Annotated in this window: 17 protein-coding genes; 15 read left to right on the forward strand and 2 right to left on the reverse strand. The window is 72.8% G+C overall.

The window, feature by feature from the left end; translation table 11 throughout:
- Positions 1 to 104 precede the first annotated feature (104 nt).
- Both AB0I29_RS03530 and AB0I29_RS03535 read left to right on the forward strand, forming a co-directional pair.
- Positions 105 to 2,438, forward strand: coding sequence for a hypothetical protein (locus tag AB0I29_RS03530; RefSeq protein ID WP_357478172.1), 2,334 nt, complete (start codon positions 105 to 107; stop codon positions 2,436 to 2,438).
- 108 nt (positions 2,439 to 2,546) lie between these two features.
- Positions 2,547 to 3,089 (forward strand): hypothetical protein, encoded by a 543-nt coding sequence (locus AB0I29_RS03535; protein ID WP_285102372.1) that lies wholly within the window; start codon positions 2,547 to 2,549, stop codon positions 3,087 to 3,089.
- 62 nt (positions 3,090 to 3,151) lie between these two features.
- On the opposite strand, the gene AB0I29_RS03540 is transcribed toward AB0I29_RS03535, so the two are convergent.
- Complete coding sequence (locus AB0I29_RS03540; RefSeq protein ID WP_285102371.1) at positions 3,152 to 3,712, reverse strand: HD domain-containing protein; 561 nt, start codon at positions 3,710 to 3,712, stop codon at positions 3,152 to 3,154.
- 74 nt (positions 3,713 to 3,786) lie between these two features.
- Here AB0I29_RS03540 and AB0I29_RS03545 point away from each other — a divergent pair, with 74 nt between their 5' ends.
- Positions 3,787 to 4,491, forward strand: coding sequence for an HAD family phosphatase (locus AB0I29_RS03545; RefSeq protein WP_357478175.1), 705 nt, complete (start codon positions 3,787 to 3,789; stop codon positions 4,489 to 4,491).
- Positions 4,492 to 4,507: 16 nt separating this feature from the next.
- On the opposite strand, the gene AB0I29_RS03550 is transcribed toward AB0I29_RS03545, so the two are convergent.
- Entirely contained in the window at positions 4,508 to 5,425 is a 918-nt protein-coding gene (locus AB0I29_RS03550; RefSeq protein ID WP_357478178.1) for a RecB family exonuclease, read from the reverse strand.
- 92 nt (positions 5,426 to 5,517) lie between these two features.
- Here AB0I29_RS03550 and AB0I29_RS03555 point away from each other — a divergent pair, with 92 nt between their 5' ends.
- The 12 genes from AB0I29_RS03555 to AB0I29_RS03610 all read left to right on the forward strand — a co-directional run bounded on the left by AB0I29_RS03555 (position 5,518) and on the right by AB0I29_RS03610 (position 20,499).
- Entirely contained in the window at positions 5,518 to 6,696 is a 1,179-nt protein-coding gene (locus tag AB0I29_RS03555) for a site-2 protease family protein (protein ID WP_285102368.1), read from the forward strand.
- Between the two features lie 11 nt (positions 6,697 to 6,707).
- Positions 6,708 to 7,721 (forward strand): tRNA (adenine-N1)-methyltransferase, encoded by a 1,014-nt coding sequence (locus AB0I29_RS03560; RefSeq protein WP_285102367.1) that lies wholly within the window; start codon positions 6,708 to 6,710, stop codon positions 7,719 to 7,721.
- 141 nt (positions 7,722 to 7,862) lie between these two features.
- The gene (arc, locus tag AB0I29_RS03565; RefSeq protein WP_285102366.1) at positions 7,863 to 9,524 is read left to right on the forward strand and encodes a proteasome ATPase; all 1,662 of its coding nucleotides are present in this window, start codon (positions 7,863 to 7,865) and stop codon (positions 9,522 to 9,524) included.
- 100 nt (positions 9,525 to 9,624) lie between these two features.
- Positions 9,625 to 11,286, forward strand: coding sequence for a depupylase/deamidase Dop (dop, locus tag AB0I29_RS03570; RefSeq protein ID WP_285102486.1), 1,662 nt, complete (start codon positions 9,625 to 9,627; stop codon positions 11,284 to 11,286).
- Between the two features lie 109 nt (positions 11,287 to 11,395).
- Positions 11,396 to 11,593, forward strand: coding sequence for a ubiquitin-like protein Pup (locus AB0I29_RS03575; RefSeq protein WP_285102365.1), 198 nt, complete (start codon positions 11,396 to 11,398; stop codon positions 11,591 to 11,593).
- A gap of 2 nt (positions 11,594 to 11,595) precedes the next feature.
- Positions 11,596 to 12,429 carry a proteasome subunit beta gene (gene prcB / locus AB0I29_RS03580; RefSeq protein WP_357478958.1) on the forward strand — a complete coding sequence of 278 codons (834 nt, stop codon included), beginning with the start codon at positions 11,596 to 11,598 and terminating at the stop codon, positions 12,427 to 12,429.
- On the forward strand, positions 12,426 to 13,325 hold the full coding sequence (gene prcA, locus AB0I29_RS03585; RefSeq protein WP_285102362.1) for a proteasome subunit alpha: 900 nt from the start codon (positions 12,426 to 12,428) through the stop codon (positions 13,323 to 13,325). Before prcB ends, prcA begins: the two co-directional genes overlap by 4 nt.
- A gap of 31 nt (positions 13,326 to 13,356) precedes the next feature.
- Positions 13,357 to 14,718 carry a Pup--protein ligase gene (gene pafA / locus AB0I29_RS03590; protein ID WP_285102360.1) on the forward strand — a complete coding sequence of 454 codons (1,362 nt, stop codon included), beginning with the start codon at positions 13,357 to 13,359 and terminating at the stop codon, positions 14,716 to 14,718.
- A 91-nt stretch (positions 14,719 to 14,809) separates the two neighbouring features.
- Positions 14,810 to 15,754 carry an FKBP-type peptidyl-prolyl cis-trans isomerase gene (locus tag AB0I29_RS03595; RefSeq protein ID WP_357478185.1) on the forward strand — a complete coding sequence of 315 codons (945 nt, stop codon included), beginning with the start codon at positions 14,810 to 14,812 and terminating at the stop codon, positions 15,752 to 15,754.
- A complete protein-coding gene (gene hisF / locus AB0I29_RS03600; protein ID WP_357478189.1) occupies positions 15,754 to 16,524 on the forward strand; it encodes an imidazole glycerol phosphate synthase subunit HisF in 771 nt (256 codons plus the stop codon). The genes AB0I29_RS03595 and hisF overlap by 1 nt, the downstream gene beginning before the upstream one ends.
- A 208-nt stretch (positions 16,525 to 16,732) precedes the next feature.
- Entirely contained in the window at positions 16,733 to 18,613 is a 1,881-nt protein-coding gene (locus tag AB0I29_RS03605; protein ID WP_357478961.1) for an ABC transporter ATP-binding protein, read from the forward strand.
- Complete coding sequence (locus AB0I29_RS03610; RefSeq protein ID WP_357478192.1) at positions 18,610 to 20,499, forward strand: ABC transporter ATP-binding protein; 1,890 nt, start codon at positions 18,610 to 18,612, stop codon at positions 20,497 to 20,499. The genes AB0I29_RS03605 and AB0I29_RS03610 overlap by 4 nt, the downstream gene beginning before the upstream one ends.
- Positions 20,500 to 20,555: the final 56 nt, after the last annotated feature.

Genomic DNA, 20,555 nt, shown 5'->3' on the forward strand with positions numbered 1-20,555 from the left:
CGGGGGCGTGGTGGGTGCGCCCGCGCGGCCCGCCTCCCGGCGGTTCGCACGATCGGGGTGTTTTCCCAGCGCACGGGCCCGGGACTTCGCTATCGTCGCGAACCGTGACCAGGGGGCGGCAGGGGGACGGGACGCGCGGGAGCCTCGAGCACCTGACCGGTGTCGTGCGCGAGCTGACCGGGCGCGGCGGCGCGCCGGGACGCCGCGGCACCGGCCTGGACGGCTGGCGCGTCCAGGACTGGCATGCCGCGCTCCTCGACGTCCCGCTCGACGAGCGGGCGTACGCGGACCGGTTCCAGGTCACCCGCGAGCAGGAGATCGAGCTGCTGTGGGCCTGGTGGTCGGGGCGGGCCCGACCGGTGGAGCCGCGCACCACCGGCTATCTGGGGTACTACCTGCTCACGCTCGTCGCCATGCACAGCTCGGACCGGATGCGGTTCCACGGCGATGCCCCGTGGGACGTCACGGTCGCCGGGTGCCTCGCGGCCGAGGTCAGCGGCGCGCTCGTCGGGGACCCCGACGTTCGGCGCGCCCTCGCCGCGCTCCACGACCCGGGCCGGGCGGACGGCCCCGGTTCCGGCGCGGGCTCCGGCTCCGGCGCGGCGGACGCCGGGACGACCGGGTCTGCACGGGCGCTGGCGGAATGGGCGGCGCTCGACCTCACCAGCCTGGAGTTCTACCGGCACGGCACGACGTCGATCATCCTCACCGGGCGGCTCGCGCAGCCGTCCCGGGGCCGGACGGCGGCCTTCGTGCTCAAGTGCGTCATCCACCCGTACCTGACCATCCCGACGATCGTGGCCGCGACCCGCGGGTACCTGACCGAGCACGGCCGCCCCGACGCCGACGAGCCGTCCCCGGCGGTGCCCGTCTGGGCGAGCCACGACAGCTGGATCCTCATGGACCTGGTGCGGGGCCGGACGATGGGGGAGTACCTGGCCGGACGTGCCGCCGAGCAGCCGGCGCCGCCCCCGCGCGAGATCCTGCGACCGGTGGACACCCCGGCGCTGCGCGACCTCGGCGGGGCGCTGCTGGGCGCGCTCGCGGATATCGAGCGCGACGGGCGGCGGCACGACGACCTCACACCGTCCAACATCATCGTCCAGGACGAGCAGCCCGGACGGATCCGGCTGCGGTTCGTCGACCTGGGGGTCAACCACCTCCACGCCCGGTCGATCACGGGCCAGGGGCAGGGTGAGGGGGTGTTCACGGCGCCCGAGGTGCGCCGCGACGGCGTCGGGCACCCCCTGGCCGACGTGTACTCGCTGGGCGCGCTCCTCGTCGCGATCGCCGGGATACCGCACAACCCCGACGGCACGGTGCCCGACCAGTTCTACGTGGTGTCGGTCGGCCTGGCCCGGCTCCTGGAGGACCTGACGGACGCCGACCCGCGACGCCGCCTGCTGGTCACGCCGGTCGACCCGGCCCGCCCCCGGTTCGAGCAGATCGGCCGGGTGTTCGCCGACGAGGTGGCGATCCTCGAGCAGGACGGCAGGGAACGGCCGCGCACCGCGTGGCAGCGGCTGCGCGACCTCTCGCCGGGGGCCGGGACGGTGGCCCGCCAGCGCCGCATGCTGCAGGTGCGCACCGGCCAGGTCCGGGACGCGACGGGGGCGGCGCACCTGCGGCAGGCCCGCCGGCTCCAGCGCTGGGCGTGGCTCTTCGCCGTGCTGGTGTGGTCCGCCACCGCGCTGGTCGTGACGTGGTGGTCCCGCGACCTCGGGCTGTCCTGGCAGGCCAAGTGGTTCGAGATGGCGGACGAGGTGTTCGGCCGGTCGGGGGTCGGCCTGGTCTTCCTGGACGACGTCCGCGCGGACGACTACCCGATCCCGGACCCGTGGGGCAACCTGCCGGTGCGCCTGGTCACGCTGACGTTCGCGCTGGTCACCGCGCGGCTGTACCTCAACGTCTTCGCCGAGCTGAGCACCGTCTGGGCCCTGCCCGCCGGCCGGGGACCACGCGTGCGGGCGGTGACCGCGGAGGTCGGCCTGCGCTCGCTGGCGGTGCTGCCGGTGATCTACGTGGTGCTGCCCACGTTGGTGCAGCGGGACTGGTGGCCGCTGGGCACCCTCGTCGGTCACGTCACGTTCGCCGTCGTGGTCCAGGCCTGCCTGTGGTTCGCGTGGGACACGAACGCGCGCGCCCGGGCGGCCGGGCTCTCGTCCGTGCCGCGGGGCGAGATCGCGACGCTCGGCCGGCTCGCGGCCTGGCAGCCCACCGTGGCCGTGTACCTGGTGCCGATCATCGGCATCGGCACGCTCCTGTCCCTGGGGCTGGTGCAGGACGAGCTGGTCTACGCGTCGTTCGTCAGCCTCATCAACCTGGGCATCTTCTACCCGAAGAGCGCCGGTACGGACGCGCCGTACATCCGTGCCGGGATGAACCGCGCGGCCCTGGCCGCCGAGCGGCTGGAGCACCTGCGGCGCACCCGTGAGTGACAGCGAGCGACAATTGGTGACCGGAATAGGGTGATATGACCGTTAGTTCCGTCGCGGATCACACTCGTCAGCGCGCGGAGCGCCCCACGTCCGGGTGACGATGAACTAATGCTCAACCTGCGAAATCACCGGGTCCTGCTCTCCGCCGTCGGTGCGCTCGTCGTCGCCGGCGCCGGAAGCGGCATCGCCTGGTCCCAGGCCGAGGGCACCAGCGAGCCCGCTGACGTGCTGCTCGACGCCGTGGAGCACAGCGAGTCCACGATGCGTGACTACATCGACGAGGTGAGCGGACGGTTCGGCGAGATCGAGGCCACGTCCGACGTCGACAAGAAGGAGGAGCTCGCCGCCGCGCTCATGACCGACGTGCCCGACCTGGCCGAGGAGGCCCGGTCCGGCGTCCTGTCCGCCAAGGAGGACGCCCAGGCGGTGCCGCTGTCCGACGGCAGCAGGCTCGACCTGGCCCGCGATGCCTACGTGGCGCACATGGACGCCTGGATCGCGGAGTACGAGCGGGCGATCGTCACCCCGGCGAGCGTCGTCGAGATCGAGCCGCGGGTGAACCGCACGTTCGACAAGGCCGTCGCCGCGTTCGAGCGGACCGACCTCGACGCCGGCCAGGAGGAGCGGGCCGAGGAGCTGCTCGCGGACTGACCGGTCCCGCTTGCCGTCCCGCTCACCGGAGCCGAGCCGGCGCGGCCGCCCGGCCCGCCGGCTCAGTCGCGCCAGCTCATCGGGGACTGCGTGAGCGCGGCGTCCGCCACCCGCTTCGCGGCGTCGGTGCCCAGCGCCGCGTAGGACGAGTCGATCCACTCCTGCACGCCGTCCTGGCCGCCGTGCCGGTACTCGACGGCCTGGACGAGGCACTCCAGCTTGTCCGCGTCGCGGGCGCACCGCGCCTCCGGCGTCTCCTGCGCCTCGAACTCGGTCACCGCGCCGAGCACGGTGGCCGCCGCGGCCTCGGGCAGCCGGGCGACCTGGTCCCGCGTGACCGCGACGTTGTCCGGCTTGGTGAGGTACGGCCGGGCCGTGTGCGGCAGGTCCGTGATGCGGGTCTCCTGCGAGTCGTGCCACAGCGCGAGGTAGGCGGCGCGCGCCGGGTCGGCGCCCTCCTCGGCGGCCAGCAGGGCGGCGAGCTGGGCGACGCGCAGGCTGTGCTCGGCCACCGACTCCGGGTCACGCACCCCGACCTGCCACCAGCCCGATCGGCGCAGGCGCTTGAGCACGCCCATCTCGAAGGTGAAGGCGGCGATGCCGGAGGCGGCGGTGTGCGTCATGGCGCTATCGTCCGGCATCCGGCCCGTCGCACGCCCGTTACCGGCCGTTCCATGTCGGCACCTAGCATGTGTCGGTGCCCCGCGAATCGTCAGCCCTGCCCGCCGCCGTCCTGTTCGACATGGACGGCACCCTCGTCGACTCCGAGGCCTACTGGATGCGCGCCGAGCACGAGATCGTCGTCGCGCACGGGGCCACGTGGACGCACGAGGACGCGCTCGGCGCCGTCGGGCAGGCGCTGCTCACGACGGGCGGCATGCTGCACGACGCCGGCGTCCCGCTGGAGCCGGCCGAGATCGTGACCTGGCTCGTGGCCCGGGTCAACGAGCAGCTCCGCGAGGCCGTGCCGTGGCGCGCGGGCGTCCTGGAGCTGCTGGAGGACCTGCGCGCCGCCGACGTGCCGTGCGCCATCGTCACCATGTCCTACCGCAGCCAGGCCCAGGTCGTGGCCGACGGCGCTCCCGCGGGCACCTTCACCCACCTGGTCACGGGCGACGAGGTGACGCACGGCAAGCCGCACCCGGAGCCGTACCTGGTGGCTGCCGGCCTGTTCGGCGTGCGGGCCGAGGACTGCGTGGCGATCGAGGACTCGGGCCCCGGCATCACGTCCGCGCTCGCGTCGGGCGCCCGCACCCTCGGCGTGCCGGCCGAGGTGCCGGTGCCGCCGCGTCCCGGCCTCAGCCGGGCCGCGTCGCTCAAGCAGGTCGACCTCGACCTGCTCGGCCGGATCGCGTCCGGCGAGGTCGTCGACCTGCTCGGCGCCGGGGACCTGGCCGGCTGAGCCGACGGGCGGCGGGTCAGCCCGTGATGCCCAGCCGCAGCGCGACCGCGCCCTCCGGGACCTGAGGCGGCGTGCCCCCGAACTCGGGGCACATCGCCTGGTGGGCGCACCAGCCGCACAGCTTGGACCGGCGGGGCTTCCACTCGCCGGTCCGCGCGGACTCCTCGATGCCGGACCAGATCGCGCGGATCTTCTGCTCCGTGTGCTCCAGGTGCTCGGTCGTCGGCTCGCCGCGCAGGACCTGGCCGTCACCCAGGTACACGAGCTGCAGCATCTTGGGCAGCACCCCGCGCTCGCGCCACAGCACCAGGCCGTAGAAGCGCATCTGGAAGACGGCCGACGTCTCGTAGCCGGGCCGCGGCGACTTCCCCGTCTTGTAGTCGACCACCCGCAGCGCGCCGTCGGGCGCCACGTCCAGCCGGTCCACGATGCCGCGCAGCAGCGGCCCGCCGTCGAGCTGCGACTCCACCAGGAGCTCCCGCTCGGCCGGCTCCAGCCGGTTCGGGTTCTCCAGCGTGAAGTACGTGCCCAGCAGCGAGCCCGCCCCGGCGAGCCAGCCCGCGCGGTCCTGTCCGTCCGGGCCGATCCCGTCGGTGAACAGCGAGGTGTACCGCTCGTCCGCCTCCAGCAGCCGGTCCCACTCGCCGGGCAGCAGGTCGTGCGCCGCGGCCAGCGTCCGCTCGCCCAGCGGGGCGTCGTAGAGCCGCTCCAGCACCGCGTGCACCAGCGTGCCGCGCGCCGCGGCGGCCGACGGCGGTTCGGGGAGCCGGTCCACCGTGCGGAACCGGAACAGCAGCGGGCACTGCATGAAGTCGTTGGCGCGCGACGGGGACAGGGCCGGCGGTCGTGAGGGCGCGCGCACGGCCGGCGCGGCGTCGGCCGCCTCCGTCGCCACGCCCTGCCCCAGCCCTTCGGTCAGCTCCGTCGTCGTCATGCCCCAACCCTAGGGGCGGGCACTGACATCCCCCGGTAGTTGTCCACAGCGTGCCGTCACCCGCATGCCCGGCGGCCGGTTAGGTTTGTCCGGTGACCACCTCGGAGCCCGCCTCCACGCCCCCACCCGCCCCGGAACGCTCGAAGGGGATCGTGGTCGGCCGCGTCGCCGGCGCGCCCGTGATCATCACGCGGTCGTGGTTCCTCGCGGCCCTCGTCCTGACCATCCTGTTCGTGCCGAACGTGCAGGTGATCGCGCCGCACCTCGGGGCGGGCGCCTACCTCGTCGCGTTCGTGTTCGTGCTGCTGCTGTTCGGCTCGGTGTTCCTGCACGAGACCGCACACGCCCTCGTGGCCAGGGCGCGCGGGCAGCAGGTGACCGAACTCGCCGTCACGATCTGGGGCGGCCACACCGCCTACACGGGTGGGCTCGGCAAGCCGCTCGACGGCTTCCTCGTGGCCGTCGTCGGGCCGCTCACCAACCTGGTCCTCGCCGCCGGCTTCTGGCTCGCGTACACCGCCGCGCCGGTGCAGGACGTGCCCACGCTCCTGCTGTACGCGGGCGCGATCTCCAACGCCTTCGTCGGCGCGTTCAACCTGCTCCCCGGCCTGCCGCTGGACGGCGGCCAGATCCTCGAGTCGCTGGTCTGGGCCGTCACCGGCAAGCGTTCGACGGGCACCATCGCGGCCGGCTGGGTGGGGCGCGTCGTCGCCGTCGGCGTGCTGCTGTGGGCCCTGGTGGTGCCGTTCGCGCAGGGCACCACACCCAACCTCACCACCGTGCTGTGGTCGGCGCTGATCGGCGCGTTCCTCTGGGCGGGCGCGGGGGCGGCGATCACCAACGGCCGTCGCCGTGAGGCGATCGCCGCACTGTCCGCGAGCCGGCTCGCGGTCCCGGCGCTCTCGGTCTCGCTGGGCTCCACGGTCGCCGAGGCGCTGTCCGCCCGGACGGCGGCGGTCGCCGCGGGCGTCCCGGAGGCGGCGTCGTACCGCCTGGTCGTGGTGGGGCAGGGCGGTGCCCCGGTCGCCGTGCTCGACGACGACGCCGTCGCCGCGGTGCCGGCCTCCGCGCACCACCTGACCCCGCTGGACGCCGTGGCGGTCCCGTTCGTGCCGGGCAGCGCCGTCCACCCGGCGACGTCGGGCACGGACCTGCTCAACCACCTGGCCACGCGGTCCGGTGGTGCCCGGCTGGTCCCGGTGGTCGAGGGGGACCGGGTCACCGGCGTGCTCGATCTCGCCGACGTCGCCCGGGCGGTGCGCGGCACCTAGACTGGTCGGTCGTGACCACACCCACCGATGCCCCTACCGCCACCGGCGCCGAGCTGCGCCGCGGCCCGTTCCGAGTGGGCGACAAGGTCCAGCTGACCGACCCCAAGGGCCGCCTGCACACCATCACCCTGCAGCCGGGCGGCACCTTCCACACGCACAAGGGCTACTTCAAGCACGAGCAGATCATCGGGCAGCCGGAGGGCTCGGTGGTCGTGAACACGGCCGAGATCGAGTACCTCGCGCTGCGCCCGCTGCTGGCCGACTACGTGCTGTCGATGCCGCGCGGCGCCGCCGTCGTCTACCCGAAGGACGCCGGGCAGATCATCGCCATGGCCGACATCTACCCGGGCGCTCGGGTGGTCGAGGCCGGCGTGGGCTCGGGGGCGCTGACCATGTCCCTGCTGCGCGCCGTCGGCGACGCCGGGCACGTGCACTCGATCGAGCGGCGCGAGGACTTCGCCGCGATCGCGCAGGGCAACGTCGAGACGTTCTTCGGCGGGCCGCACCCCGCGTGGGACCTGTCCGTGGGCGACCTCGCCGACGTGCTGCCCGAGGTGGCCGAGCCCGGCACCGTGGACCGCGTGGTCCTGGACATGCTCGCGCCGTGGGAGAACGTCGACGCCGTCGCGTCCGCGCTCGCGCCCGGCGGCGTGCTCGTCTGCTATGTGGCCACCACGACCCAACTTTCGCGCACAGCAGAAGATCTTCGCGCGGACGGCCGGTTCGCCGAGCCGGCCGCCTTCGAGACGATGGTCCGGGGGTGGCACCTGGAGGGGCTGGCGGTCCGTCCCGAGCACCGGATGATCGGGCACACGGGCTTCCTCATCACGACCCGCCGACTGGCCGACGGAGTGGTCCCGCCCGAGCGGAAACGGCGTCCTGCCAAGGGTGCGTACCCCGTGACGGCCGAGGCGGAGTGGTCGCCGGAGGAGCTGGGGGAGCGCGCCATATCGGACAAGAAGATTCGAAAGGTGCGACGTGACCTCGGGGTTGCGCCCGAGGCGGGAAACACCCCGTCCGCGTGAACGGGCTGTAACGATCGGGTACCCCGGACGTCTCAAACGGGTGTTCTCACTCCCGGTGTGTCAGTGACTGTGCTTAGAGTGCTGTTCTCGGAGGCGATTGCGTCATATGGTCGCCTCTCGGGCACTACGAGAGGGGATGTCATGACCGAGAACACGTCAGGATACAACCATCCCGAGCACGAGCCTTTGCCAAGCCGCGACTACGAGCGCCAGATCGCCCTCCTCTCAGCAAAGAACGAGCGTCTCGCGGAAGCACTCCGTGCGGCGCGTGATCAGATAGTCGAGCTGAAGAAACAGCTCGACGACCTGGCCAAGCCACCGGGCACCTACGCCGTGTTCCTGGGGGCCCATGCCGACGGCTCGGTGGACATCTCGTCCGCCGGTCGCAAGATGCATGTCTCCGCGAGCCCCAGCCTGGACGTGACCCGGCTGAGTCCCGGCCAGGAGGTCAAGCTCAACGAGGCCATGACCGTGGTCGGTGCGGGCGACTACGAGCGCACCGGCGAGCTGGTGACCGTCAAGGAGATGCTGGGCGGCGACCGCGTGCTCGTGGTGGGCCGTGCCGACGAGGAGCGCGTGGTGCGCCTCGCCGGCTCGGTGATGGACGCCCCGCTCCGGGTCGGTGACTCGCTCACGGTCGACACGCGCAGCGGCTTCGTGTTCGAGATCGTGCCCAAGTCCGAGGTCGAGGAGCTGGTCCTCGAAGAGGTCCCGGACATCGAGTACGAGGACATCGGCGGCCTCGGCCCGCAGATCGAGGCCATCCGGGACGCGGTGGAGCTGCCCTTCGCGCACCCCGACCTGTTCCGGGAGCACGGGCTGCGCCCGCCCAAGGGCGTGCTCCTGTACGGCCCGCCCGGCTGCGGCAAGACGCTCATCGCCAAGGCCGTCGCCCATTCCCTGGCCGGGATGGTGGCGCGTGCCAACGGGGGCAACCCCGAGGTGAAGAGCTTCTTCCTGAACGTCAAGGGCCCGGAGCTGCTCAACAAGTACGTCGGTGAGACCGAGCGGCACATCCGGCTGATCTTCGCCCGGGCGCGGGAGAAGGCCAGCCAGGGCATGCCGGTCGTCGTCTTCTTCGACGAGATGGAGTCGCTGTTCCGCACCCGCGGCACCGGCCTCTCCTCCGACGTGGAGACCACCATCGTGCCGCAGCTCCTCGCCGAGATCGACGGCGTGGAACGGCTCGACAACGTCATCGTCATCGGCGCCTCCAACCGCGAGGACATGATCGACCCGGCCATCCTGCGCCCGGGGCGCCTCGACGTGAAGATCAAGATCGAGCGGCCCGACGCCGAGGGCGCCAAGGAGGTCTTCGGCAAGTACCTCACCAAGGAGCTGCCGATCCACGCGGACGACCTGGCGGAGTACGGCGGCAACGTCTCCGAGGCGCTGGACGGCATGATCACCTCGGTGGTGGAGCGCATGTACTCCGAGGACGAGGAGAACCAGTTCCTCGAGGTCACCTACGCCTCCGGGGACAAGGAGACCCTCTTCTTCAAGGACTTCAACTCGGGCGCCATGATCCAGAACGTGGTGGACCGGGCCAAGAAGAACGCGATCAAGGACTTCCTGGCCTCCGGCCAGAAGGGCATCCGCGTGGAGCACCTGCTGACCGCGTGCGTCGACGAGTTCAAGGAGAACGAGGACCTCCCGAACACGACCAACCCCGACGACTGGGCGCGCATCAGCGGCAAGAAGGGCGAGCGCATCGTCTTCATCCGCACCATCGTCCAGAAGAAGGGCGAGGGCGCCACGCCCCGCACCATCGACACCGTCCAGAACACCGGCCAGTACCTCTGACCACAACCGGGCAGGTCCGCGTCCGTCGACCGGGCGCGGACCTGCCCGACCAACGGGACTACTCCGGCATAGGGTGGTGGACGTGAGCGTGCGTCGTGTGATGGGCATCGAGACCGAGTACGGAGTGCTGCAGCCTGGCCGGCCCCTGGCCAACCCCATGCTGCTGTCGAGCCAGGTGGTGACCACCTACCGGGCCATCTCCACCCGCGCCGAGGGGTCGGGTGGCAAGGCCCGGTGGGACTACGACGACGAGGACCCGCTGCAGGACGCGCGCGGGTTCCACCTCGACCGCGCCTCCGCGCAGCCGTCGATGCTGACCGACGACCCCGCGCGGCCCGCGCCGTCCGGACCCGTCACGGGCCAGGTGCCCGTCGTGGAGCCCGGCCTGCCGGGCCGTGGCCGGCGCCGGCCCGGTTCGACCCAGGAGGTCGAGCGGCCGGCCGCCGACGAGTACGACGACCCGAGTGCCGCCAACGTGATCCTCACCAACGGCGCGCGGCTGTACGTCGACCACGCCCACCCCGAGTACTCCTCGCCCGAGGTCATGACGCCCGAGGACATCGTGCGCTGGGACGTCGCCGGCGAACGGGTCATGCTCGCCGCCCTGCGGGAGCTCGCCGGCTTCCCCGGCAGCGAGGTGGTGCTCTACAAGAACAACGTGGACGGCAAGGGCGCCAGCTACGGCACCCACGAGAACTACCTCGTGGACCGCGCGCTGCCGTTCACCACGCTGGCCGAGCTCATCACGTCGTTCCTCGTCACGCGCCAGGTGTTCACCGGCTCCGGCCGGGTGGGCCTGGGTGCGACGAGCGGCACGGCCGGGTTCCAGATCTCGCAGCGCGCCGACTACATCGAGGCCGAGATCGGCCTGGAGACGACGCTGCGCCGGCCGATCGTCAACACCCGCGACGAGCCGCACGCCGACCGGCAACGGTGGCGCCGCCTGCACCTGATCCTCGGGGACGCCAACCTGATGGAGGTGCCCACCTACCTCAAGACCGGCACGACGTCGCTGGTCCTGTGGGTGCTGGAGCACCTGGACGAGCTGGCCGACGCCGGGGTGGACGCGCGCGGCGAGCTGGGTGCCCTGCGGCTGGCGGCGCCCGTGAGCGACGTGCAGAAGGTCTCGCGGGACCTCGACCTGACCGCCGCGCTCGAGCTCGCGGACGGCCGCACCATGACGGCGCTCCAGATCCAGGGCGAGGTGGTCGACGTCGTGCGGCGCTCGCTCAAGGTGCTGGGCACCGACCCCGAGTCGGACGCCGTGCTGGACCGCTGGGCGTCCCTGGTCGACCGGCTGGGCACCGACCTGGCCGGGTGCGCGCGCGAGGTGGAGTGGGTCGCGAAGCTGCGCCTGCTGGAGCGCCTGCGCTCGCGCGACAACCTTGACTGGGACCACCCGCGGTTGCACGCGATGGACCTGCAGTGGTCGGACGTGCGCCCCGAGCGCGGCATCTACCACCGGCTGCTCGCCAAGGGCGCGGTGGACCGGATCGTCGACGAGGAGAGCGTCGCGCGGGCGGTCCAGCACCCGCCGACGGACACCCGGGCCTACTTCCGGGGCGAGGTGATGGCGCGCTACGGCAGCCAGATCTCCGCCGCGAGCTGGGACTCGGTGATCTTCGACGTCGACGGCGCCCAGGCGCTGCAGCGCGTGCCGATGCTCGACCCGACCCGGGGGACGCGGCGCCACATCGGCGCGCTCCTCGACGCGAGCCCGGACGCGGCGGCGCTGCTCGCCGGACTCTCCGGGCGAAGGTGACCCTCCATGTCGGTGTCACCGCCTAGGGTCAGTCCCTAGGGTCAACACCAAGCCTCAGGGCCTAGGCTTCAAGACCAGCACTACGTCAGAGAATCACCAGGAGGCGATCATGGCCGGTCAGGAAAGAATCAACCCGTCGCACGAGGACCGCACTCCCGACGACGACGCCGGGACGCCGGCGCCCGCCGCGGCGGCAGCGCAGAAGGACGACGACGAGGTCGACGCCCTGCTCGAGGAGATCGACGAGGTGCTGGAGACCAACGCCGAGTCGTTCGTGCGCGGATTCGTCCAGAAGGGTGGGCAGTGAACCTGAACGCAGACCGCACCGCAGGACGACTCCCGGACGCTTTCCTGCGTCCGGGATCGTCGTCCTTCGTGGACTTCCTGGCCGAGCACGCCCCCGACCGCCTGCCCGGGAACCGGACCCTGCCCGCGGGCATGACCGACCCGGCGACCCTGTCCCCCCACGCCACCACGATCGTGGCGCTGACCTTCGACGGCGGCGTCCTGCTGGCCGGTGACCGGCGCGCCACCGCCGGCCCGATGATCGCCAGCCGCAGCATCGAGAAGGTGTTCCCGGCCGACGAGTACTCGGCGGTCGGCATCGCCGGCTCGGCGGGCATCGGGCTGGAGCTGGTCCGCCTGTTCCAGCTCGAGCTGGAGCACTACGAGAAGATCGAGGGCTCGCTGCTGTCGCTCACGGGCAAGGCGAACCGCCTGGCCACGATGCTGCGCGGCAACCTGGCCATGGCGATGCAGGGGCTGGCGGTCGTGCCCCTGTTCGCGGGCTACGACCTGGACAAGGACACGGGCCGGATCTTCAGCTACGACGCCACCGGCGGCCGGTACGAGGAGCACGAGCACCACGGCGTGGGCTCCGGCTCGCTCTTCGCGCGCGGCTCGCTCAAGAAGCTGTGGCGCCGGGGGATGGACGCGGACGCCGCGGTCGAGGTCGCTGTCGAGGCGCTGTACGACGCGGCGGACGACGACTCGGCGACCGGCGGGCCGGACACCGTGCGCGGCATCTTCCCGGTGGTCGCCACCGTGACCGTGGACGGGTACCAGCGCATCGAGGACGCAGAGATCGCCCGCGTGGCGGAGCAGATCGTGGCACAGCGCCGCGAGAGGGGGTCGATCGCATGAACATGCCGTTCTACGTCTCGCCCGAGCAGCTGATGAAGGACCGGGCGGACTTCGCCCGGAAGGGCATCGCCCGCGGCCGGTCCGTGGTGGTGCTCGCCTATGACGGCGGGATCGCCTTCGCCACGGAGAACCCCTCGCGGGCGCTGCACAAGATCTCGGAGATCTACGACCGCATCGCCTTCGCGGCCGTCGGCAAGTACAACGAGTTCGAGAACCTGCGGGTGGCCGGCGTGCGGTACGCCGACATGCGCGGGTACTCCTACGACCGCTCCGACGTGACGGCGCGCGGCCTGGCGAACGCGTACGCCCAGACGCTCGGCACCGTCTTCATCACCGAGTCCAAGCCGCTCGAGGTGGAGATCGTCGTCGCCGAGGTGGGCGCCGAGGCCGCGGACGACCAGATCTACCGGCTCACCTACGACGGGACCGTGGCCGACGAGCACGGCTTCGTCGTCATGGGCGGGCAGGCCGAGCAGCTCGGCCGCCGGGTCAAGGAGGGCTGGCGTGCCGACCTCTCGCTGGGGGAGGCGCTGCGGCTCGCCGTGGCGGCGCTCGGTTCGGGCGAGGGCTCGACGCCGCGCACGATCGAGGCGGCCCAGCTCGAGGTGGCGGTCCTGGAACGGGACCGCCCGCGCCGGGCGTTCCGCAGGCTGAACCGGCAGGTCCTGGCCGACCTGCTGGCCGAGGGCGCGCCGACGCCGTCGGGCGAGACCCCCGCCGACGACCTCCCGCCCGCGGGTGACGTCGCGGTCGGGGCGGCGACGCCGGGCCTGGGCACGGCGGACACGGTTCCACCCGAGACACCCGCCGACGAGCCCACCGAGGACTCCCCGACGGAGGAGAAGCCGGGCGAGGGGCCGGACGCCTCCGGCACCACGCCCGGCGCCGACCGATAGCACCAGGTTCCGCGAACAGGGAGGGGATTCCATGGACCGCAGGATCTTCGGTCTCGAGACCGAGTACGGGGTCACGTGCGCGGCCGACGACGGGCGTGGCCTGTCGGCAGACGAGGTCGCCCGCTACCTGTTCCGGAAGGTGGTGGCGTGGGGCCGTTCCTCGAACGTGTTCCTGAGGAACGGTTCCCGCCTCTACCTCGACGTCGGCTCCCACCCGGAGTACGCGACGGCGGAGTGCGACGACGTGCGCCAGCTCGTCTCGTACGACCGGGGCGGCGAACGCATCCTGGAGGGCCTCGTGGCCGACGCGCAGCAGCGTCTGGAGCACGAGGACCTGCCAGGACGCATCCACCTGTTCAAGAACAACACCGACTCGGCGGGCAACTCCTACGGGTGCCACGAGAACTACCTGGTGCGGCGGTCGGGCGACTTCTCGCGCCTGTCCGACGTGCTCGTGCCGTTCCTCATCACCCGGCAGATCCTGGTCGGGGCGGGCAAGGTGCTCTCGACCCCTCGGGGTGCGGTGTTCTGCCTCTCGCAGCGCGCCGACCACATCTGGGAGGCAGTCTCCAGCGCCACGACCCGGTCCCGCCCGATCATCAACACGCGCGACGAGCCGCACGCGGACGCCGAGCTGTACCGCAGGCTGCACGTCATCGTGGGCGACTCGTCGATGGCGGAGCCCACCACGATGCTCAAGGTGGGCACGACCGACCTGGTGCTGCGCCTGGTCGAGGCCGGCGTCCCCATGCGGGACCTCACGCTGGAGAACCCGATCCGGGCCATCCGGGAGATCAGCCACGACCGCACGGGCAAGCACGCCGTGACGCTGGCCAACGGCCGGACCATGACGGCGATCGAGATCCAGTCGGAGTACTACGAGCGCGCGCGAGAGCTCGTGGAGGCCAACCTCGAGGTCACGCCGGTGGTCAAGCAGGTGCTCGACCTGTGGGAGCGCGGGCTGCGCGCGCTGCAGGCGGAGAACCTGTCGCTCGTGGACCGGGAGCTGGACTGGGTCATCAAGCTCAAGCTGATCCGGCGCTACCAGGAGAAGCACGACCTGGGGCTCGACGACCCGCGGATCGCCCGTCTCGACCTGGCCTACCACGACATCTCGCGCACCGAGGGCCTGTACAACCTGCTCGCGGCGCGCGGCATGGTCGAGCGGGTCACCACCGACCTGGAGGTCTTCGAGTCGACGGCGCTGCCGCCGCAGACCACCCGGGCCAAGCTGCGCGGCGACTTCGTGCGCGCGGCGCAGGAGGCGCGACGCGACTACACGGTCGACTGGGTGCACCTCAAGCTGAACGACCAGGCGCAGCGCACCGTGCTGTGCAAGGACCCGTTCAAGAGCGTGGACGACCGCGTCGAGCGGCTCATCGAGAGCATGTGACGTTCTCGGCGTCGCCCTGGTACCGGCCCGTCGGCCGGTACCAGGGCGGCGCCGTCCCGGGACCGCCGCCGCGGCATGGGAGACTCTGCGGGTGAGTTCCTGGGTACGCGTCCTGGTCGGTGCGCTGGCGGCGGCGACGGTGACCGTGACCGCCGCGTGCTCGCCGGCCTCGCTCCCGGTGGAGGTGGGCCCCGCGCCGACGTCGTCGGCGTCGCAGGAGCCGCTGCAGGTCACGGGCGCGAGTGGCACCCCGCCGACGCTCGAGTACGAGAAGCCGTTCGAGGTCGTGCAGTCCGGCTCGCGGATGATCTGGCCCGGTACGGGCGACCTGCTGGAGCGCGACGACCCGGTGCTGCTGAACCTCTACGCGCAGGACGGCCGCGACGGCACGGAGCTGCAGAACACCTTCCGCACCGCGCCCGCCGGGTACACGATGACCGAGCAGTCGCTCGGCAACCACCTCTTCGCCGCGCTGGAGGGCCGCAGGGTCGGCACGCGCCTGGCGCTCATGGAGGAGCAGGACGGCGTCCCGGTGCTGCTGGTGGTGGACGTGCTGCCGACCCGCGCGGCGGGTACGGAGGGCGTGCCGCCGGGCAAGGACCTGCCGCAGGTGCGCCTCGACGACCTCGGGGCCCCGACCGTGCGCGTCCCGCGAGGCGTCGACCCGCCGTCCGACCTGGTGGTGCACCCGCTGCTGCGCGGCACGGGCCCGCAGGTGCGGGCCGGCCAGATCCTGACCGTGGAGTTCACCGCCGTCCGCTGGAGCGACGGCAAGGTGGTCGACACGACCTGGACCGAGGACGCCCCGCCCCAGTCCGCCGAGATCGGCATCGGCCGCCTCGTCGAGGGCTGGGACCAGGGCCTCCTGGAGCAGACCGTCGGGTCGCAGGTGATGCTGGTCGTGCCGCCGGACAGCGGGTACGCGAACACCGCCAGCGAGCTGGCGGGCGAGACCATGGTGTACGTGGTCGACATCCTCGACGCGCACAAGGCCGTCGCGGGTGACGACGAGGAGCCGAAGAAGAAGGAGGGCTGATGTCCGTCGCGATCCGAGTGATCCCGTGCCTGGACGTCGACGCGGGCCGAGTGGTCAAGGGCGTCAACTTCGCGGACCTGCGCGACGCCGGGGACCCGGTCGAGCTCGCGGGCCGGTACGACGCCGAGGGCGCCGACGAGCTGACGTTCCTGGACGTGTCGGCCTCGTCGGGCGACCGCGAGACCATGGTCGACGTGGTGCGGCGCACCGCCGAGCAGGTGTTCGTGCCGCTCACGGTGGGCGGCGGCGTGCGCTCCACGGACGACGTCGACCGGCTGCTGCGCGCCGGAGCCGACAAGGTGGGCGTGAACACCGCAGCCATCGCGCGCCCGGAGCTGATCTCCGAGATCGCGCAGCGGTTCGGCTCCCAGGTGCTGACCCTGAGCGTCGACGCGCGCCGCGTCACCGGCGACGTCACGACGCCGTCGGGGTACGAGGTGACCACGCACGGAGGGCGGCGCGGCACGGGGATCGACGCCGTGGAGTGGGCCGAGCGCGCCGCGAAGCTGGGCGCGGGCGAGATCCTGCTCAACTCGATGGACGCCGACGGCACCACCGCGGGGTTCGACCTGGAGATGCTGCGCGCCGTGCGCGAGCGGGTGCACGTGCCGCTCGTCGCGTCGGGCGGCGCGGGCACGCCGGAGCACTTCGTCGAGGCGGCCCGGGCGGGCGCGGACGCCGTCCTCGCGGCGTCGGTCTTCCACTTCGGCGCGCTGACGGTGGGCCAGGTCAAGGACGCGATGCGCGCCGCGGGTCTCGACGTCCGCTGAGCCGTCCTCCGGGACTTCCTTGACCTCAACCGTCGTTGAGGTCATAGCGTCGGCGATGCCGAGGGCGTAAATCCGTCGAATCGATTCCCGCGCCGTGAGAAAATTACGGGGTCCCCCCAGGAAGCGAGGTCTTGCCGTGCCCCCAGAAGCCCCGCGACCCACCCCGATGGCCCTCACGGGCTCTCGTGTGCGCCGCTCGATCTCGTTGATGTGGCGCGGGATGCGCTCGCACCCCGGCATCTACCTGCTCGCCGTGGGGGCGTCCGGAATCTTCGGCGCCCTGACCGTGGGCGTGAGCCGCGCGGTCGGCTGGGCCACCGACTCCGTCGTCGTCCCGGCCATCGCGGGCGACGAGGCCGCCCGTGACCGGGTCTGGCTCGCCGGCCTCGTGCTCGCGGCCGTCGCGCTCATGCTCGCCCTGTCCGTCGCCGGCCGCCGCATCTGGGCGGGTTACGGCGTCGTCCGCATCCAGGCCGACCACCGCACCGCCCTGACCCGGCAGTACCTGCGGCTGCCCGGCTCCTGGCACCGCTCGCACCCCGCCGGCCAGCTCCTGAACCACACCACCTCGGACACCGAGGCCGCCACCGGCGTCTTCAACCCGCTGCCGTTCGCCCTCGGCGTCGTGGTCATGATCGGCGTCTCCGTGGTGATGCTCGTGACGATCGACCCGTGGCTGGCGCTTGCGGCGCTCGCCGTCATCCCCGTCACCGTGGCCGTGAACGCCGTCTACCAGCGGCACATGTCCCCGGCCGTGACCCGGGCGCAGCGCCTGCGGGGCGACGTGGCCGACGTCGCGCACGAGAGCTTCGAGGCCGCCCTGCTCGTCAAGGCGCTCGGCACCGAGGACCGCGAGGAGAGCCGGTTCGGCGCCCGCACGCAGGAGCTGCGCGCCGCGAACGTGCGGGTCGGCATCGTCCGCTCGCTCTTCGACCCCGTGATCCAGACCCTGCCGTCGATCGGCACCCTGCTGGTGCTCGGTGTCGGCACCTGGCGCATCTCCGCGGGCGCCGTTGAACCGGGCGACCTCGTCACCGCCGCCTACCTGCTCACCATGATGACCGTGCCCGTGCAGGCGTTCGGCTGGGTGCTCGGCGAGCTGCCGCGCGCCCTGGTCGGCTACGAGCGCATCGCCCAGGTCGCCGGCGCGACCGGCGCGCTGGCCCACGGCGACGCCAGCCTGCCGCGCGCCGCTCGCCCGACCGGGATGGCGGTACGCCTGACGGACGTGGGCGTCGACGTCCCCGCGATCAGCGGGGCGGTCGGCCGCTCGATCACCCTGCTCGACGGCGTGGACGTCGACGTCCGGCCGGGCGCCACGGTCGCCGTCGTCGGCACGACGGGGGCCGGCAAGACCACCCTCGTGAGCCTCCTGGCGCGGCTCTCCGACCCGACGCGCGGGCAGGTGCTGCTCGACGGCGTGGACGCCCGCACCCTGGCCGACGGCGAGATCCCCGCCCACGTCGCGCTCGTCACGCAGTCCACCTTCATCTTCGAGGACACCGTGCGCGGCAACGTGACGCTCGCCGACGCGGGCGCCCCCGGGGCGCCGTCGGACGACGAGGTGTGGGACGCCCTCCGGCTCGCCCGTCTCGACGAGACCGTCGGTGAGATGCCCGGCGGCCTCGACGCCCCGCTGGGCGAGCGCGGTGCCAACCTGTCCGGCGGGCAGCGACAGCGCCTCGCCATCGCGCGTGCCCTGGTGCGCGCCCCGCGCCTGCTCGTGCTCGACGACGCGACCAGCGCCGTCGACCCCCGCGTGGAGCAGGAGATCCTGCGCGGCCTGGCCGCCCGGACCGACGGCGACACCACGCCCGGCGCCGGCGCGCCCGGTGCCGAGGCCCCGGGCACCACCGTGATCATGGTCGCCTACCGCATGTCGTCGGTGGCGCTCGCGGACCGCGTGGTGCACGTCGAGGGTGGCCGCGTGGTCGACGTCGGGACGCACGACGAGCTCATGGCGCGCGACCCCGGCTACCGCGCGCTGGCCACGGCCTACGAGGCCGAGACCGAGCGCCGTGAGCAGGAACGGGCGGACGAGGCGGCCGCCGGGACGCTGGACGACGAGCTGGAGGAGGTGGCCCGATGACCGCGGTGACGGACGAGCCCGACGTGACCGACGTGCCCGAGGACCTGCTCGACGCCGACGGCGCCCGCATCGAGTCGGCGAGCAGCCTGGGCGTGTTCGCGACCCTGCGCCGCGGGATCGAGATCAGCCCCGAGATCACCCGGGGGCTGTGGGTCACGCTCGGCCTCGCGTCCCTCGCGGCCGCGGGCCGCGTGGTGGTGCCGCTCGCGGTGCAGCAGACGATCGACGTCGGCATCCTGGCCGACGGCGGGCCGGACGTCGGCCAGGTGGCGCTGCTCGCGTCGCTGGCGGCGGGGGCGCTCGCGCTGGCCGCGCTGTGCGCCGCGCTCGTCAACGTGCGCCTGTTCCGCTCGGCCGAGGCCGGGCTGGCGACGCTGCGCGTCAAGGCGTTCCGGCACGTGCACGACCTGTCGACCCTCACGCAGAACACCGAGCGCCGCGGCGCGCTGGTCTCGCGCGTGACCAACGACGTCGACACGGTCTCCCTGTTCGTGCAGTGGGGCGGCATCATGCTGCTCGTCAACGTGCTGCAGGTGCTCGTGGCGACCGGGCTGATGCTGGTCTACTCGCCGATCCTGACCGCCGTGGTGTGGATCGCCTTCGTGCCGATGTTCCTCGTGATCCGGTACGGACAGAAGTACGTGAACCGCGCGTACACCCTGGTGCGCGAGCGGGTCGGCGCGATGCTCGGCGCCATCTCCGAGTCCGTGGTGGGCGCCGAGACGGTGCGCGCCTACGGCGTGTCCGAGCGCACGGGGCGCCGCATCGGCGGCGCCGTCGAGGCGACCCGCAGTGCCCAGGCCCGGTCCCAGGTGCTGGTCGCGGCGACGTTCTCGTCGGGCGTGCTGATCTCCAACCTGGTGCTCGCCGTCGTGGTGGTCGTGGGCACGTTCCTCGGCGTGGGCGGCGGCCTGACGGCGGGCCAGCTCGTGGCCTTCCTGTTCCTGGTGCAGCTCTTCACCGGGCCGGTGCAGATGGCCACGGAGATCCTCAACGAGCTGCAGAACGCCGTGGCCGGCTGGCGGCGCGTCATCGCGGTCATCGAGACGCCGGTCCAGGTGGCCGAGAAGCCCGGCGCCGTGACCCAGGAGCGCGGGCCGGCGCACGTGACGCTGCGCGACGTCCGGTTCGCCTACCCGGGCGGCCCCGAGGTGCTGCACGGCGTGACGCTGGACCTGCCGCCGCGCACCAAGGTGGCCGTGGTCGGGCAGACCGGCTCCGGCAAGACGACCGTCGCCAAGCTCGTCACCCGGCTCATGGACCCGACGGCGGGCGTCGTGGAGCTCGACGGCACGGACCTGCGCGAGCTGACGTTCGCCTCGCTGCGCGAGCGCGTGGTGCTGGTGCCGCAGGAGGGCTTCCTGTTCGACGGCACGGTGCTCCAGAACGCGGCCTACGGGCTGCGGGCGCCGCTGGAGGCGCCCACCGCTGCCTCAGCCGAGGACGACGGCGAGCCCGCCGCCGGGCACCGCGTGGCGGTGGAGCGCGCCTTCGCCGAGCTCGGCCTGGCCGACTGGGTGGCGGACCTGCCCGACGGGCTCGAGACGGCCGTCGGCCAGCGGGGCGAGGCGCTGTCCGCGGGGGAGCGGCAGCTCGTCGCGATCGCGCGCGCCTACCTCGCGCAGCCGGACCTGCTGGTGCTCGACGAGGCGACGTCGGCCGTGGACCCCGCGACCGAGGTGCGGATCGCGCGGGCCCTGGACTCCCTGACCGCCGGCCGCTCCACGATCACGATCGCGCACCGGCTGTCCACGGCCGAGGCGTCCGACCTGGTGGTCGTGGTGGACCAGGGCCACGTCGCCGAGGTCGGCGCCCACGCGGAGCTGGTCGCGGCGGACGGTGTCTACGCCCAGATGTACGAGAGCTGGGTGGCCCAGACCCGGTAGGTCCGGTCGGCTCTCGGACCGGATCGCGGGCCGGCGGCGGACATCACACCGCCGTC

The sequence above is a fragment of the Promicromonospora sp. NPDC050262 genome (assembly GCF_040655935.1).
Lineage (GTDB): Bacteria > Actinomycetota > Actinomycetes > Actinomycetales > Cellulomonadaceae > Promicromonospora.

What these genes read in the sequence shown, in the direction of transcription:
- AB0I29_RS03550 (WP_357478178.1), bottom strand. Translation starts at nt 5,425, where the DNA reads ATGACGACGACGGAGCTGACCGAAGGGCTGGGGCAGGGCGTGGCGACG.
- pafA (WP_285102360.1), top strand. Translation starts at nt 13,357, where the DNA reads ATGGACCGCAGGATCTTCGGTCTCGAGACCGAGTACGGGGTCACGTGC.
- prcA (WP_285102362.1), top strand. Translation starts at nt 12,426, where the DNA reads ATGAACATGCCGTTCTACGTCTCGCCCGAGCAGCTGATGAAGGACCGG.
- AB0I29_RS03535 (WP_285102372.1), top strand. Translation starts at nt 2,547, where the DNA reads ATGCTCAACCTGCGAAATCACCGGGTCCTGCTCTCCGCCGTCGGTGCG.
- AB0I29_RS03610 (WP_357478192.1), top strand. Translation starts at nt 18,610, where the DNA reads ATGACCGCGGTGACGGACGAGCCCGACGTGACCGACGTGCCCGAGGAC.
- dop (WP_285102486.1), top strand. Translation starts at nt 9,625, where the DNA reads ATGGGCATCGAGACCGAGTACGGAGTGCTGCAGCCTGGCCGGCCCCTG.
- AB0I29_RS03605 (WP_357478961.1), top strand. Translation starts at nt 16,733, where the DNA reads ATGTGGCGCGGGATGCGCTCGCACCCCGGCATCTACCTGCTCGCCGTG.
- hisF (WP_357478189.1), top strand. Translation starts at nt 15,754, where the DNA reads ATGTCCGTCGCGATCCGAGTGATCCCGTGCCTGGACGTCGACGCGGGC.
- AB0I29_RS03575 (WP_285102365.1), top strand. Translation starts at nt 11,396, where the DNA reads ATGGCCGGTCAGGAAAGAATCAACCCGTCGCACGAGGACCGCACTCCC.
- arc (WP_285102366.1), top strand. Translation starts at nt 7,863, where the DNA reads ATGACCGAGAACACGTCAGGATACAACCATCCCGAGCACGAGCCTTTG.
- AB0I29_RS03540 (WP_285102371.1), bottom strand. Translation starts at nt 3,712, where the DNA reads ATGACGCACACCGCCGCCTCCGGCATCGCCGCCTTCACCTTCGAGATG.